Annotated in this window: 17 protein-coding genes and 1 pseudogene; 5 read left to right on the top strand and 13 right to left on the bottom strand. The window is 60.0% G+C overall.

Going from position 1 to position 13,188, the window contains the following annotated elements; all coding sequences use genetic code 11:
• Positions 1–560: 560 nt before the first annotated feature.
• Together CYU59_RS29040 and CYU59_RS29035 are read left to right on the top strand one after the other, a co-directional pair.
• Positions 561–932: pseudogene (locus CYU59_RS29040) on the top strand (DUF1214 domain-containing protein); the annotation flags it as partial.
• Positions 878–1,003, top strand: a complete 126-nt coding sequence (locus CYU59_RS29035) for a TAT-variant-translocated molybdopterin oxidoreductase (RefSeq protein ID WP_363115115.1) — start codon at positions 878–880, stop codon at positions 1,001–1,003. The pseudogene CYU59_RS29040 and the gene CYU59_RS29035, both read left to right, overlap by 55 nt.
• Positions 1,004–1,015: 12 nt before the next feature.
• On the opposite strand, the gene CYU59_RS21035 is transcribed toward CYU59_RS29035, so the two are convergent.
• Complete coding sequence (locus tag CYU59_RS21035) at positions 1,016–1,153, bottom strand: hypothetical protein (protein ID WP_293002311.1); 138 nt, start codon at positions 1,151–1,153, stop codon at positions 1,016–1,018.
• Here CYU59_RS21035 and CYU59_RS29030 point away from each other — a divergent pair.
• Positions 1,139–1,318 carry a hypothetical protein gene (locus CYU59_RS29030; protein WP_363115113.1) on the top strand — a complete coding sequence of 60 codons (180 nt, stop codon included), beginning with the start codon at positions 1,139–1,141 and terminating at the stop codon, positions 1,316–1,318. The two genes, CYU59_RS21035 and CYU59_RS29030, sit on opposite strands and share 15 nt — an antisense overlap.
• 352 nt (positions 1,319–1,670) lie before the next feature.
• Here the strand turns inward: CYU59_RS29030 and CYU59_RS21030 are convergent, their stop codons facing one another.
• Entirely contained in the window at positions 1,671–2,723 is a 1,053-nt protein-coding gene (locus CYU59_RS21030; protein WP_293002309.1) for an alpha/beta hydrolase, read from the bottom strand.
• Between the two features lie 458 nt (positions 2,724–3,181).
• Here CYU59_RS21030 and CYU59_RS21025 point away from each other — a divergent pair, with 458 nt between their 5' ends.
• Entirely contained in the window at positions 3,182–3,442 is a 261-nt protein-coding gene (locus CYU59_RS21025) for a hypothetical protein (protein WP_293002371.1), read from the top strand.
• A gap of 85 nt (positions 3,443–3,527) precedes the next feature.
• The gene (locus CYU59_RS21020) at positions 3,528–3,845 is read left to right on the top strand and encodes a DUF732 domain-containing protein (protein ID WP_363115111.1); all 318 of its coding nucleotides are present in this window, start codon (positions 3,528–3,530) and stop codon (positions 3,843–3,845) included.
• 260 nt (positions 3,846–4,105) lie between these two features.
• Here CYU59_RS21020 and CYU59_RS21015 read toward each other — a convergent pair whose 3' ends face one another.
• From CYU59_RS21015 to CYU59_RS20965, 11 genes are all read right to left on the bottom strand, one after another.
• Positions 4,106–4,585, bottom strand: a complete 480-nt coding sequence (locus tag CYU59_RS21015) for a hypothetical protein (protein ID WP_293002307.1) — start codon at positions 4,583–4,585, stop codon at positions 4,106–4,108.
• Between the two features lie 47 nt (positions 4,586–4,632).
• Positions 4,633–5,073, bottom strand: a complete 441-nt coding sequence (locus tag CYU59_RS21010) for a hypothetical protein (RefSeq protein ID WP_293002305.1) — start codon at positions 5,071–5,073, stop codon at positions 4,633–4,635.
• A 57-nt stretch (positions 5,074–5,130) separates the two neighbouring features.
• Positions 5,131–5,538 carry a hypothetical protein gene (locus CYU59_RS21005; RefSeq protein ID WP_293002303.1) on the bottom strand — a complete coding sequence of 136 codons (408 nt, stop codon included), beginning with the start codon at positions 5,536–5,538 and terminating at the stop codon, positions 5,131–5,133.
• Positions 5,539–5,669: 131 nt separating this feature from the next.
• Positions 5,670–6,269: a hypothetical protein gene (locus tag CYU59_RS21000; protein WP_293002301.1), complete on the bottom strand. Its 600-nt coding sequence runs from the start codon at positions 6,267–6,269 to the stop codon at positions 5,670–5,672.
• 86 nt (positions 6,270–6,355) lie between these two features.
• Positions 6,356–7,027 carry a hypothetical protein gene (locus tag CYU59_RS20995; protein WP_293002299.1) on the bottom strand — a complete coding sequence of 224 codons (672 nt, stop codon included), beginning with the start codon at positions 7,025–7,027 and terminating at the stop codon, positions 6,356–6,358.
• A 49-nt stretch (positions 7,028–7,076) separates the two neighbouring features.
• Positions 7,077–8,030: an MlaD family protein gene (locus CYU59_RS20990; RefSeq protein WP_293002297.1), complete on the bottom strand. Its 954-nt coding sequence runs from the start codon at positions 8,028–8,030 to the stop codon at positions 7,077–7,079.
• Complete coding sequence (locus tag CYU59_RS20985; RefSeq protein WP_293002367.1) at positions 8,027–9,028, bottom strand: MlaD family protein; 1,002 nt, start codon at positions 9,026–9,028, stop codon at positions 8,027–8,029. Before CYU59_RS20985 ends, CYU59_RS20990 begins: the two co-directional genes overlap by 4 nt.
• Positions 9,025–10,119 carry an MlaD family protein gene (locus CYU59_RS20980; RefSeq protein ID WP_363115109.1) on the bottom strand — a complete coding sequence of 365 codons (1,095 nt, stop codon included), beginning with the start codon at positions 10,117–10,119 and terminating at the stop codon, positions 9,025–9,027. Before CYU59_RS20980 ends, CYU59_RS20985 begins: the two co-directional genes overlap by 4 nt.
• Positions 10,119–11,099 carry an MlaD family protein gene (locus tag CYU59_RS20975; protein WP_293002293.1) on the bottom strand — a complete coding sequence of 327 codons (981 nt, stop codon included), beginning with the start codon at positions 11,097–11,099 and terminating at the stop codon, positions 10,119–10,121. The genes CYU59_RS20980 and CYU59_RS20975 overlap by 1 nt, the downstream gene beginning before the upstream one ends.
• Positions 11,087–12,091: an MlaD family protein gene (locus CYU59_RS20970; protein WP_293002291.1), complete on the bottom strand. Its 1,005-nt coding sequence runs from the start codon at positions 12,089–12,091 to the stop codon at positions 11,087–11,089. The genes CYU59_RS20975 and CYU59_RS20970 overlap by 13 nt, the downstream gene beginning before the upstream one ends.
• Positions 12,088–13,167, bottom strand: coding sequence for an MlaD family protein (locus tag CYU59_RS20965; RefSeq protein ID WP_293002289.1), 1,080 nt, complete (start codon positions 13,165–13,167; stop codon positions 12,088–12,090). The genes CYU59_RS20970 and CYU59_RS20965 overlap by 4 nt, the downstream gene beginning before the upstream one ends.
• Positions 13,168–13,188: the final 21 nt, after the last annotated feature.

Raw genomic sequence — 13,188 nt, 5'->3', positions numbered from 1 at the left:
TGCGCCGCGCCGTGCACCAACCGGCACTGCTCGCTCAAAGCAGCGTACACATGGCATCGCACTGTGCCGCGTCATGATCGCGATCAGACGAGCCAGCGTCACCATCACGTCAATCTATCGCGGTTGCAGTCCAACACGATTCACGCCAACACCTTCCACTTCTAAGAAGAGTTGAGCACCGTCGTGCAGCATGAACCTGCTGATGCCGTCGGCCACCCAAGGCGGTCGGCTTGTTCGCTACCAACGGCATCAATAAGGGCACGCCGTGCGCGCCCGATGATCGGATGAAGGCTAACTTGACCGACGCCGTTGCGGTGGGCAATGCAACGGCGCGAGCCATCGTGTTCGCCCCCCGCGACGAACGCAATCTTTGCCGACCGGCAAGTATTTCACCCCGTTTATCGGCGGTAGCTCGCAGTTCGCCGACGGTTGCAAGCGACTGCTGGATGCGCGAGAGATGTTACACTCGTCACCCCCGGCATCACCCGGCGATGTCGTTCGCGAAGGCGGGCACCGCTCAGCCTACGCCGCCAGCATAGGCCGCTCTCGACGGCGAGTACTTCGACGGCGGAAAGACGTACAAGGTCACGCTGCCGGACCCCTGCCTTGCGGCTCGGTTTTGGTCATTCACGTTGTACGACAGCCAAACTCGTTATCTGCTAGAAACCGACCAGAAGCTCGCAGGCATCGACAGCAGGTGCCGAGCGTCCAAGAGGACGCCGACGGCTCTGGCACCGTGTGGTTCGGACCAGGAGCAGAAACACCAGCGGGAGAGGAAGGCAACTGGGTGCAGACCATTCCTAGCAATAGCTGGCACACCCTCTGTGCCTCTACGGACCACTCGAAGTGGTTCGACCAAACCTGGAAACCACGAGGCTTGGAGTTGGTCAAGTGGGCGGAGAATGAATTCCCTACTGCTGTTAAGTCTTTAGACTTCAATGGAAGCGGACTGCACCGCCGTGGGTTCGTCAAACGTCACAAGCGCCGCAGCTGGAAGCTCTAGGGTTAGCGTCAGTCAAACCCCGCGGACGAAGCGCATCAGGTTGCGAGTGACGTCGTCGCCGTTGGCGGCGTGGTGGAACAAAAGCGCTTCGTGCACAAGCGCACTTACGATGGTAAAGCCGACACCTATCGCCTTATGCAACAAACCCATCCTGCGCTCCTCAATCTCGGAGCAGACGGGTTGGCCGCCCTCCCCGCGCCCTGCACGGGGCGGACCGATTACGTGGACGCCCTACCCGAAGTGTCCTTACGAGGGTGGCACCTGCCGGCGGTAGGCGGCATCCTCCTCCGGCCAGACGGGTACGTCGCCGGGTGAGCGCGAGGGAGAATCCGTCGACCACCGTACGTTGAATACCGCACTCACCCAACAGGTTCAGTAAGTCGATCCATCGGCATTGCTAAGCGTGACATAGAGCGGCACTAACAGCATTGGGACACATGGCAATCGCCGACACACTCCCTACTGTTCGCCCGATCCGACAGACTGTTCACCCGGCCACGCGCCGCCCGCCTACACAACACCGTCGACGCCGAAATTCGCCGACTCGCCAACATCTCCTGGGCACGCTGCGCGGACGTTTTGGGGCGAGGGCAACGTGCCCGCGTACCCCTACCGCAACTGACTCCTGTACCTGGAGGACTTAACGAAACGCTTTCTGGTGCCCTGGTCAGCCCATCCACGTTCTGCGGAGCCAGTCGGCGCGCGTCGCGTGCGCTGCGACCGACACGGCCGCGGTGGGCACCATGATGTCGGAGGTGTGGAACGCCCCGCCCCAGACGTGCAACTCTGCTCGTACGCCGCTCGCCCACAACCTGGACGCGTAGGCGACGCTCTCATCGCGGAAGACCTCAGCCGAACCCACGTCGATGAACGCAGGCGGCAACCCACTAAGGTCGGTGGCCCGGCCGGGTACCACGTGATGGTCGACTTCTCGACCCTGATGACCCGCACCAAGCACGCAATCCCACAGAAATGCGGCGCTTTCCGCCGAGCAGGCACCCCCAACCCCGTCGGTGTCACGAAACTGACTGGCGGACAACGTCTCCAAGCGGTCGTCGAGCATCGGACAGATCAGCATCTGCGCCAGCGGGCGTGGACCCTGCCGATCGCGGCTCAGAAGCGATACGCCCGCCGCCAAGCCTCCACCGCCCGACACTCCTGCAATGATCAGCCGATCCGGGTCGATTTCCAATTCGTCGGAGTTCGCGACGACCCACTCGAAGCCTGCGTAGCAATCTTCCACGCCCGCCGGTGCTGGGAACTCCGGTGCCAGACGGTATTCCGCAGATATGACGACTGCCCCGAATTCCCGCGCCCACTGCAGGTGACCGGCCTCCTGGAAGAAAAAGAACCGGTCCCCCATGACCATTCCGCCGCCATGCAACGTGTACATTGCCGGTGCTCGAGCGTCGGTGTCGGCCGGCCTGAAGATGGACAGTTCAATGGAGCCACCGGGACCTTCAATGGTCCGCTGGGTATGTGCCACACCCAGCCGGTCCGCCGTCTCTTTCGCCGCGGTCGCTGCGGCTGAACACCCCTGTCGTAGCGGCTCCAGCGTGGACGCATTCACGGAAAGAAAACCCGCCGTCGCATCTAGCGCGGGCCTCAGTTCGTCATCGAAGAGTGGCCTGAGCGTCGGTCGCTGAAAATCAAGCGACTTCGTCAGACCCTCGACCTGAATTCCAACATCCACGGGCAAGCCTTCCTTCACTCGACACATCGTGATGCCATCGTTCGTGTCGTAGGTACACGATTGCCGGTGTGCCTACGAGCAGTCGTACGGCTTGGCGGGCAACAGCCGCTGCGCGAACGCGCCACTCGCCACCACAAAAAGAACCCACCCCCAGTCTGAGCGACTTCGATCCAAGGAAGGCACCGCACTCTGAACATCGATAGCCTGCACCTCAACTGGTGTTTAGTTCATCACAAAATCTGGCCGTAATCTAGTATAGAATAAAAACGCTCTGATTAGCAGCCGCTTTGGCGCGATAATTTACCGTTCGCGAACGGAGGTAAGCAGTTGGCGTGCATGGCGATTCGCGCTCCGCTTGAAGAGCCGCCGATACGTTCCCGCTCCAGGCTGATCCAGCTAGGATCGCTCGAAGTCATGCGCGGGCATACTCAGAAGGGATCCACGTGAGCAGCCGAAAGAGGTTAGCGGTCGGAACATTCGTGGCGATGGCCGTCTGCGCGGCCGTCACTCCACTAGCACATGCCGATCCGTTGACCCCCTTGACGCCTAATGAGATTCGATATCTCGACCAGGCACGCCAAGTCTATTCGGTCGCCCACAACCCGACGGCGTTCCGCAGCGACGGCGAGCTGCTCACCGATGGTCGGTATGCCTGCGACAAACGCGCCGCAGGGTTCGAAGGGGTCGGGGCAACGTTCATCGATCCGGTGCTCAGCCAACTAGCGTTCATCGACCTGTGCCCATAGTGAGATCCCACGCGCGGTGGACTCAGTTCCGGCCGTTCAGCCCCACGACGTCATCCCCGAAGAATGCCTCCAAGAACGGAATATCATGGGCATGTGTGCACTGAGGAATGGTTGCGTTGCGATCGGAGTGACGCTCGGGCTGCTGGGGGCGCCGGCGGCACAGGCTGACAATGCCGACTTCGTGCGGGACGCCCAAGCTATGGGGTTCGTGCAACGTTACGACAACCTGGTCAGTCAAGCGGAGTCTGCGTGTTATTTCCTCTGGCTCCATAGAAATCCCCAGGAAATAGAAGAGCGCATCGTGCGGTACACAAGAATCGACCCGCCGAGTAAAGCCCACCCATTCTTTGTGCTGGCCGTGAAGACATATTGTCCTCAGTACGCCGATCGAGTCGTTCCTTGAGCTGTACTCGCGCCAGCCAACTGGTATTGCGACATAGCTGACCACGAAAGTCGTTGCCGCACGGTGTAATCGCGGGCGATAATTTCAGAGTGGGTGACGTTCGACGTTCGTCTACCCACCGAATGCTTGCTGGGCCAACTTCTTCGGCTCGAACGAGCGTCCTCGTTGAGCGCAGCAGACACTCAACTCACTCACTTCGTCGAGCCTGCGGCAACGTCGTTGCAACCCCACTGGCCGAATACGTTCAGAGGCAAAAGTCGTCACGGCGGGCTTAGATAAGTCCGGGTCGGCGTGACGAAGAATCGGAACGCACCGTGCTGGCAATACGTGCTCGTATCAGCCATCGTGGTACACCTGGTCCCGTTGTACTCGATGTAATTCCGTGGCGGAAGATCGCGCTCGGCCTGCCCCGGGGGGGTCTGCGCCCCCAACAACGCATCGTAGCGAGTTTCGATGTTTCCGTTGACCCACCCGACGTTCGTCGTGCTTGGCGGGGCGCCCCGGATATCGCCTGTGCAGCCGAAGCTGCCCCGGTCCCAGATGCCACAATTAAGTCCGAGTGGGGTCGAAAACCATACGCCGCCAGCACTGTTGGTGAAGTAATCGTCGTATTTCACCTTGTTGTAGTAGTCGAGGATGAGGTAGGTGGCCGGATAAGGACTCGACGGATCACCGCCGTTCGGCTCAGCGTGCGCCGCCGGCGCCGCGGCGAGTACTAGCCCACTTGCGGACGCGGACAAGGCCAGCCAGCGACCAAATCGTCGAGCGGTCCCCCCGGGTCGCCCGGTCACGGCAGGTTGCCCGGCGATGATTCGTTTTCCGCTGTGTGCGGCACGTTGCCGTAGCATGTGGCATTTCCTAGGTCGAGGATGCTCTCGCAGAGGACGTCGTTTCCTTTCATGATGCGGACCGTCACGAAATGGCCCTGCAAAACCCGCGCAACGGTGGCGGCCGTCCGAAAGTTGGGTCGCCAGTCGGCACGCAGTTCGGCGCCACCGCTTGTCGGGCTCGTCGCGGTGACAACCGGCACCGTCAGAGTCCAAGGCAACGGCACGTCCAGCAGCAAGTGCTTACCCGCCGTGTCGCGGTATTCGACGCCAGCCAACTCGCCGACCGAATCCGAGAAGATCTGGTAGGTGACGGTGTCCTCTGCGTGCGCCGCCGGTGCGTACACCAAGCCAGTGAGACCGACAACCACCGCGACCGCCCTCGATTGAAATTGCTTCACTTGGCTCCTCCAGCGTTGACAATGTGGATGCATGGCGATGAGCGGCAACAGTCCGTATTAAGCAGCCAGCACAACTGTCGTGAAAATCATGTCCTTCTTAGCGTTGTGGAGCGTGGCTACGCCGAAGTCGGTCCACGAGCAGTCGGGGATCTTGGCGAAGCCCTGCAACAAGGTTGCTTTTATTGCGTTCGCCGGACTCTGAGCAGCGCCCGACAATATCGTTGCCTTGGTGCCGCCGTAGCCGAGGTCCTTCAGGACCGGTAACGCGTTCGACTCCGGAACGGCCCGCGCCGTCATGTTGATCCATCGATCAGTGGTCTCATCGATTTTGCCGGCCGCTTTATCGATCAACGGATCGGACCGCAACGGCGCGCATGCCGCTCCCCGCGCTGCCGATACCGCGGCCCTTAGAGTTTCGGTCGTATCGGCCGCCGCCGACGGAGCCAGGGCAACGCTGCCGATCATCAATGCGATTGCGGCTGAACACGTTCCAAGTTGGGCGTAGCGCCGAGGCGCCGCGCGATCCCGCCCGGTGGGGCGGCTCAGCACTCCAAATGGCCGGGCCGAGATCTTTACCTTCACTTCGCACACGCGACTCACCCTTCACATACATGGGAGCGGTGGATGTCGCTCCCCCAACGCTTCGCTTTCTGTACCGACGGCCCAGTAAACCAATCGGCCTGGTGCGCCAAGATGCCGTTGTTGACATTCGACAACTGCTCCCAGAGCTTGAAGAAGGCCTCGCCCTCATAGATGGGAAAGTAGTTGTCGCCGTAGGGATTCTGAGGCTGGCTCAGTGAGTGGACCCGCGGGGTCAGAAAGTCGACGGCCTGGCTGATGTTTCCGGAAACGATGTCGACCTGCTGCTGAATGCCATCTCGGGTGTAGTCGTAATCCTTACCGTCGTTGCCGATCCGATTGGTTTGCAGTCTGTCGATCTGAAAACGCAGTGTGGCGTATTGGGCGTTGTACCACTGACACATTTCACGCATCGCCGTAATGTCCGCGGCAGTGACTTTGTTCCTCGTTTGGTCGTACGGAAAGGGGAATTTCGGGGTCCACGACGACGCTGTCGGCGTGATGACGGGTAGGGGTCTGATTAAGGAACTGTCCGACGGCGGGTCGGGAAGCGGGACTTCGAGGTCGGGATCAGCGCCGGCAGGCGGTCCCGTGAGGACGCCCATCGTCGCCAACATGACCGTGCAGCCCACGGCAGCTGCGCCGCGCCGAACCCTGTTTCTTATTGCCACCATGACCCCATCCCTCGAGACGCTTGCGAGTGCTATTTCGGCCCCACCGCTGAACCGATTCCCCCGACGTCGGTGATCAGCCAGTTGTTGTTGCTGTCGATCGTGGTGCTGTACGTCGCGGTCGATTGCAGCGCCTCCGGCGCTTGTACGGTCTTCGTCTGAACGCTGACGAAACTGTCCACGACGTAGATGCCGCCCGTCGTTGATCTGACCTTGGCTACCAGGGGTTGCGCGGACGAACTCCATTGCAGCGGCACCAGAACCTGTTCCATGGAGGTGCCCGCGTCGGAGAGCTTCTTGGTCAGCTCTGGCGAGGTGCCCGCGACGAGTTTGACGTGCCAGGCCTGTAGGTCCTTGTAGTCCATCGTGGCGGCGTTCACTGCATAGTCGAGCGCGACTTTCTCCGCGCGCGCCTTATTGGCCGACTGAGCGGCGTGAGTGTCGAGTTGGTGGCGCGCATCGACGTACAGCCAACCCAAGGCGGCCACCGCAGCCACCAGCGCCACAATCAACGCACCCAGGATCAAGCCCCGCAGACTGACGGACACTGACCTCTCTCGGCGGCTCGGTTTTGCCTCGTCGGGCACAGCCGCGCCCACTTCATCGGCTGAGTACACCTTCGTCGCGCCGCCAGCGGGGGCCCCGGACGCAGCGTCTGCGTCGGGTTCGCGCGTCTCCTGCGCTTCGGTCTCATTTACGGTCATTGTTTAGCCTTTCTTGAAGTCATCCCAGGGGAACGATCGCCCGTTCGGGTCATGGCGCGACGTGGAGCGTAATCATTCCGTCAGCGGGCACCTGCTGAAGGAAGTGGTCGAGAATTTGGCCACTGTCGAAATTCATCAAAGTCGCGGCGATGGTGTTGAGCTTCGGCTGAAATGCCTCACCCAGGATCTTGAGGTCGCCGCCATTCGAATCCAGCAGGGTCTGAAGTCGGTCGACGAGATGCTTAAGATTCAGGAGGCCTTCAGGCTCGTCGCGAGTGAAAAGAATCGGCAAGTGCTTGTACAACTCCTGCCATGTAACCCCAAGGTCTTTGGTCGGAGGGGTGATGGCAGTGAAATCCGGTTTGACCCATTCAGAGTTTCGGATCAATACCTGGAAATTGCTCAGAAGTGCGCGGCCCTGGCCGTTCAGTCCGTTGAGCATGTTGTTGAACAAGGTGCTCGCGCGCGCCAAGTTCGGCAGCACCTTGACAGGGTCCGGCAATGCGGCGTCGGACTCGCTGATGATCCGTGCGAGAGCTTTGGGATCGAGCTGATGGAGTACTCGCACGACGCTCGTCGCCAGCTCGGAGATCGATGGCGGTTGGACGACCGACTTCGTAGAGATATGTTGGTTGTTCGTCAGCATCGGTCCACCCTCGCTGCGAGGCACTAACTCTATGTAGGACTCGCCGAGCGCTGATAGGTTCTGCAGCTGCACCTCGGTGTCGACGGGAATCTGATATCGACCCTCGACGTAGAAGTCGATGGATGCTGCTCTGATGGATGTCTTGGTATTGGTTACTTTGCCGACCGGCACGCCACGCAACAGCACATTCGAGTCCGTGACAAGACCATTCATGTCGGGGACATCCATGGACAGGTTGGTCCGGTCAGAAGGCGGGCTGACGCGAAGTCCGAACGATCCGAAATAGGCCAAGACGATGGCGATGATGATCGCAAAGACAAAATACGAAATGATATCTTTCAGTTTGATGGCGTTCATCGCATAGCCCCCAAGATCCTCAGCACTTCCTGGACATTGCCCGATAGCTCCCGACCGTCGGGCCCAATTATGGAAGTGATGTTGATGGCCGGGTACTTGTCGACTGGGAGGAACATGTCGGTGAATATCCGTCGATACTTTGGTATTTCTGATTCGCCAGCGACCTTTGACTGCTGCAGCGCACCCACGGAATCGGCTAGCGAATTGAGGAAGGGAACGAGCCAATATCCACCCAGAGTGATGCTTCCGATCGTGGGGAGGATCGTGGCGACGTAATTCGAGGCGGCTATGAGGTGTTCGAAGCCGCGTTGCCCCGTCGGTGAGAAAAAATACTGCAGTTCCGGAATGTGATTGTTTACGACTGCAGCGGATTTCGCCACACCGTCGAGCAGTACGTCGACCGTGTCGATGTTCGCGGCCAGTGCCGAGAGGTCGGTTTCGACTCGACCCGTCAGCGTTCGTACCTCGTCGCTCGACGGCACCACGCGATTGAGGCGGATGATCGTGTTCTGGGCTCGTTGAATGGACCCGCTGGAGACGAAGTTCGCCAGGCTGGCAATGGTGTCCTCTAATTGTGGTGGGGATGTCGTTTGAGGAAGGGGGATGGCCGCACCCGGCGCAAGGGCGGGTGCTTGAGCAGCGCCCGTCGTCGGACGTTCGAGAGCAACGTAGATGTCGCCCAACACAGTCGCCTGTTGCAACACCGCGTGGATGTTGGACGGGACTACGACGCCGTGAGCCATGCGCGCGGTCACGTCCACGTTGCGGTCGCGCAGGGTCACCTTGGACACCACTCCGACGGTTACGCCGTCGAGCACAACTTTGGCGCGCTCGGGCAGGTTGAGGACGCTCTCGAACCGCATCACGACGTCATATCCGTCGTTGTACGACGGGCCCGGTTGCGGTAACGCTTCAACGCTGATCGCTGCGCAGGACGACACCGTGAGGGCGGTGGCCGTGGCGAGGACACCGGCGAACAGGCGGGATCGTAGTGTCATTTTTTCGCCGCTAGAGTCAGCACGTATTGAAGTAGTGCCACGTCCACCGCATACGGCGTTCCCTTGACGTTGGCGCAACTACCTGGCATGGACGCGTTCATTAGGTTGCACTGAGCGACACCGTTGGGCGTGCGGATCCGGTATAGCGGTGGCCGGTAGTGGAGAGTGAATTTGTGGTTATTCGCGAGGTTTATCAAGCCGTTGATCACGCGAGGCGTGACGTTCAGCAAGCTCGCGTAGAAGGGGGCGCGCGGACTGATCTTCCTGAGGAGCACGGATACCGCGTCGAGCAATTGCTGGAGTTGCGGCCCGAGTTCCTTTTCGATGGCGCCCGCTGCTTCGACGATGCCGATGATTCCCTCGAAGGTATCCGCGCCACCTCTTAACGCGTCGCTTATGTCTTGCACCGCGGAGAACGCCGCGTCGTCCGCCACTCCCTTCAGTGTCGGGTTCACGTCGACCAGCATGGTCGACAATTGCTTGAGGTTGCGGGTGATGGAGCCCAGGTCACCGATCGCTTGGTCGGGGGATTCCGCTACCGACGACGTGGTGGTCAGCAACTTGTTGGCGTTTGGCCCTGTATTTCGCGACGCCTCGTCAACACCCCGGACGAGGTCACCGATGTTGTGCGATCCCGCAGGGTTGATCGAGTTGATGAAGTTCGTTGACGATCCGATGACTTCGGACAGGCTCTTCGGAGTAAGCGACCGGCCGAGGGGGATGCAGCGGCCTGGGGAAAGGTGTTGACCGCCTTGGTCATTGCCAACGAGTTCCAGTGCACGATCCGCGAGGATCGACGTCGACCTGGTGACTGCCTTTGCGTCCGCCGGGATCGGCGGTCCGCCGCTTATGGTGAAATCGACGCGCACGGACTGCGCCGACGGCGTGATGGCGGCGATTTTGCCGATCGGGTAACCCAGATGGGTGACGGGGTTGTCCACGTAGAGTCCGACGCTGTCGGGCATGATCGCGCAGTAGTCAACGGCCTGGGCTTTGGTGGATGCCGTACACGAGGCGCTTGAGAGCACGGCCGCCGCGGCGACGCATGCTGCTAGCGTTCGCCCGGACGGGTATGAATGCGGCGCTGGCATCAGCACGCGCTTCCTGGAACTGGCACGCAGAGGTCCGTCGCCAAAAGGCCTGGGTCCGCGTTCTCCGCGTTGAGGATTCGGTCAAACAAATTCTGTGTCCGTTTGAGGACTCGTATGGTCAAGCCGTTGCGCTCGACGAACATCCGACCGCGCTCCAGAAAGTCCCGCACCCTCTCTATGAATTCGAGACGATGGGTTTCGTAGAAGTCTCCGAGCGGTTTCAGAGCTTGGAGGACGTCGCCGAGGCCCAACAGTGTTTGCGCGATGCCCCTGTTGTAGATGACCAATGTCTGGGTCAAGATCGAGACTTTCCTCACGAGTTGCGCGAATTTGTCGCGATAGTTCGACAACGACCTGATGTATTCATCCGACAGGTTGAGAATTTTTGTCACCTGGCCGCGCTGCCTTTCGACCGTTGACATCAACGCGTTGCCGGCATCGATGGTGGACGCGACCACCTGTATGTTCGTGCCCGTCAGCCCTTGCGAAACTTGATTCAGCGACTCGTTGATGGGCTTGGTGTTGACGTTTTGGGTGATCTTGGTGGTGTCGGTAAGCGTGCGGATGAGGCTGTACGGCATCGTCACGCGTGAAAGGGGAATGGTCTCCTTCCCCAAAGGGGCGTTGCCCATCGAGGCGAGATTGACGTAGTACCCGCCGACGACGGTGAGCATCCGAACGTCTATTTGCGACTGATCGCCGACGAATGCGGTGTCGTTGATGCGCGTCTTCACCAATACATGACTGGGCTCCAGTGAGAGATCAGTAACCGTGCCGACTTTGATGCCGGCCATCCTCACCTCGTCGCCGGCACGGATCGACGCCGCGTCGTCGGTGTAGAAGGACACGACCTGGTCCTTGCCCGGGGGGTTGTTGTAAATATAGGTCAGCACCAGCCCGACGATGACTGCAACTGCGATCGCCGTGATGCCCCAGGTCAGCGGACTGTGCAGCACCCGGTTGGATTTCAACGATTGCATAGCACCACCCGTTGACCGTTCAGCAATACGTCCATCGTCTCCGGCAGTTGGAAGTTGCCGTGCGAACACGGCTCCACGGCGGTTCCATCGTTGCCCGGGGGCGGAATGTTTTCGTTGATCACGGGGACCAACTTGAATGCGTCGAAGAAGTTGTCCAGATTGCTGAAAGCCCTGTCCATCGCGTCGTCCACATTGATGCCGTTCCTGAATCCGGCGTTGTGCAGGAGGCGTGTAACGGGGTCAAAGAAGTCCTTGCTGTAGAGGAGGTCCTTGCGGAATTCGTCCAAGATCGAGTTGGCGGCGTCAACAGGCTGGTTGACCAAGTCGATGATGTGAATGAACTTCTGGGACGTGCCGCCGATGGAGTCGGCAAGCCCGGATAGGTTGCTCATTAACGTTGCCACTACCTGTTGGCGATCCGTGACGAATTGGGTGAGCCTGCGGATGCTGGCCAACAGCGGCGCCAAACCGCTTCCGTCACCCGTCAAGAATGATGCCGCGTTGGCGGTAAACGTGTTTATCTCTTCTGGGCTCAAGATGGCGAGTACCGGCTGGAGGCCGTTGAAGAGTGCGGTCACGTCGAACGAGGGTTGCGTCATCGAGGTGGGTATTTGCTTGACAAGATCAGCGGCGCGATATCCCTCTGCGGGGTTCGTGACGTCCATGTAGCGGACACCGGTCAAAGCCTGGAATTTGATGGCGAGTCTCGTCACCGCCACGACGCCATACTTGTTGTCCAGGGTGAACTTGACCTCCGCGACGTTTTGCCCTTTGACTCGCGCGAGGTCGACGGACTCGATCTTTCCCACCCGAACACCACGGACACGGACATCACCGTCGGGATGGAGCCCAGAGGCGTCGGTGTACTCGGCTGTATACGTCCGCGTGTGAGCATCCACGGGATTGACGAGGGTGTTTGACAGCAAGATAAAGAGCACGACCGAAACGGCGATCGCCACCCCGATCCGCCACGCGGCGGCTTTGGGACTCATGGCTTGCTCTCCGTGATGATCCCCACCGGTGCTGCGACTCCGGGCAGGCTGTCCAACAGAATCCGCACCGAAATCGCGTGCTGCTTGCCATTGCCGGCATAAAGCTTCTCGAATCGAGAACGCAATTGTGCGAGCTTCTCGGCCACATCCCGGGGGCGTAACAACACGGGCCCCGTGTCCGTGATCGCCTTGATCCCAGAAATCAGGGGAACTAAGTCATCGACATGACTACCAACGAGTTTGCCCACGACGGCGAAGAGGCCCTGCTGAACTGCGTCCAAGCTGGCTAGGAAGTGCTCTTTGAAGAACTTGTCTGAAAAATCGCCCAAACCTGGGACCTTCGCATTCTGCAGGAATGGAAATACAATCGGCTCTCCGGCGGACGCCGCAGGTTCGAGGACTTGGCCGGGGTAGTAGCTGTAGTCGATGATTCGCCTGCCGGTAATGATGCCCTCATTGGCGAGGGGCGGAACCGCTGCAATTGCCGACGACAGTTTGGTCACAAGTTCTTCCGTGGGGTCCGTTTGCACGGCTTGGACCGCTCTCGATACCGTAACTGCGGTTTCGAACAGCGGGTTGAGTCCGTCTGTGTAGCGGGTTACGCGATCGATAACGCTGATCAGTTGCGGAGTCAATGAAGCTTGCGACACGTTTCCCAGTTGATTGAGCAGTTCCGAGAGGGTGAAGTTGCCCGCCGGCTTAAGGGTGATCCTGCTTCCGTCGCGGAGTGCTTGGCCGCCGGAATTCGGGATCAAGTTGATGCCGGGAACGCCGAAGTAGTTGATCGGCCGAAAATCGATGTTCATGGTGTTAGTGAGGCCCTGGGTGGGCTGAGTCTGCAGGTCCGCGTTCAGTCGTACGCCGCCGCCGGCCGTGTTGGTGATGTTGGTGACTTCGCCCACCTTGACGCCGTGCAAAACGACCGCCGTCCCCGCGTGCACGCCCTGTCCAACGTATGGGGTCGTAATGGCAACGGAGTAAAGCCCTTTGGCTCGGCCGCCGAATGGGTCGACGACGAACGCGGTGATGACCAAGACTATGCAAAGCACCACGGCACTGCCGATGGCGAGCAACACCTGCTCCTGGCGTTTCGAGGA

It is taken from the genome of Mycobacterium sp. (genome assembly GCF_002863225.1).
In the GTDB taxonomy this organism is placed as follows: Bacteria; Actinomycetota; Actinomycetes; order Mycobacteriales; family Mycobacteriaceae; genus Mycobacterium.
The sequence above is the reverse complement of the archived record's forward strand: the minus strand, read 5'-3'. Positions and strand labels throughout refer to the sequence as shown.